At 55.0% G+C, this 1,363-nt stretch carries 1 protein-coding gene; it reads left to right on the top strand.

Annotated features, from left to right (window positions below; translation table 11 throughout):
* The first annotated feature begins 70 nt into the window (after positions 1-70).
* Complete coding sequence (locus J8847_RS23970) at positions 71-1,321, top strand: IS256 family transposase (protein WP_211527191.1); 1,251 nt, start codon at positions 71-73, stop codon at positions 1,319-1,321.
* The last annotated feature ends 42 nt before the right edge of the window (positions 1,322-1,363 follow it).

Here is a 1,363-nt window from a genome sequence, read left to right as displayed (position 1 = left end):
GAGCCTGTCAGAATTTTTGTGTTGCTGAGGTCATGAAATAATACCGAAAGGGACGTTCATGACCGAAGCAATGACCACCAAGAAGCCAAAGAAACCAAAGACGCCAGACCTGATTCCTGTTGAACTGATCGACCAGTTGCTGGCGCAAGTTCAAAACAAGGATGCTGAATCAATTCTGGGAGAGTCTGGCCTTGCCGGCCAGCTGAAGAAGATGCTGGCCGAGCGCATGCTGGCTGCAGAGTTGAGTCACCATCTGGCCAGCGAGGGCGAGGATAGCGAAAACCACCGTAACGGCAGCAGCGCCAAGACGGTACTTACGCCGGCTGGCGAGCTGCGGTTGAATATCCCGCGTGACAGGCTGACGACGTTCGAGCCAAAGCTGGTGGCCAAGCACCAGCGCCGCATGCCAGGCTTCGACGATCATGTGATTGGCATGTACGCTCGCGGAATGAGCGTGCGTGAGATCCAGGGCCATCTGCTCGAGTTGTACGGCACCGAAGTCTCACCTGACTTAATCTCCACCATTACGGATGAGGTACTGGAAGAAGTCGCCCAGTGGCAGCAACGGCCGCTGGAAGCGATGTATCCGATCGTCTATTTCGATGCCTTGCGGCTGAAAATCCGGGACGAAGGCACGGTCAAAAACAAAGCCGTGTACCTGGCGCTTGGCGTGCGCGCTGACGGCCGCAAGGAAGTGCTGGGCTTGTGGATCGAGCAAACGGAAGGCGCCAAGTTCTGGCTAAAGGTCTTCAATGAGCTGAAAAACCGCGGTCTGGACGATGTCCTGGTTGCCGTAGTCGATGGCCTGCGCGGCTTCCCGGAAGCGATCGAAGCGGTCTATCCGCAAGCGCAGATTCAGACTTGTGTAGTGCATCTGATCCGCAATTCGCTCAATTTCGCCAGCTGGAAGGATCGTAAGCCCCTCGCTGCTGCTCTCAAATCAATTTACCAGGCTGCGTCGAGCGATGCTGCGGCAAAGGCACTACAGGAATTTGCAGAGAGCGACTGGGGCAAGAAGTTCCCCACTGTTGCAGCAATGTGGCAGCGTCAGTGGGAACAGGTGATTCCGTTCTTCGCTTACCCGCCCGAGGTGAGAAGAATCATCTATACGACCAACGCTATCGAGAGCATGCATATGCAACTGCGCAAGATCGTTAAGAACCGGGGGCACTTCCCAAGCGACGATGCCGCCAGCAAGCTGCTCTACCTAGCCTTGCGCAACATCGAGAAAGACTGGAAGATGCCACCTATCATCTGGAAGCAGGCCGCGAATCAGTTCGCCATTATGTTTGGCGAACGATTTACCAATGCGTTGAGCTGATTTTTTAAACAGACCTCAGCACACAAAATTCCTGACAGGTCC

It is taken from the genome of Massilia sp. AB1 (assembly GCF_018119385.1).
In the GTDB taxonomy this organism is placed as follows: Bacteria; Pseudomonadota; Gammaproteobacteria; order Burkholderiales; family Burkholderiaceae_D; genus Telluria.
This window is presented reverse-complemented; position numbering and strand designations above follow the sequence as displayed.

Coding starts and splice junctions, on each gene's coding strand:
- J8847_RS23970 (WP_211527191.1), top strand. CDS start 71: ATGACCACCAAGAAGCCAAAGAAACCAAAGACGCCAGACCTGATTCCT.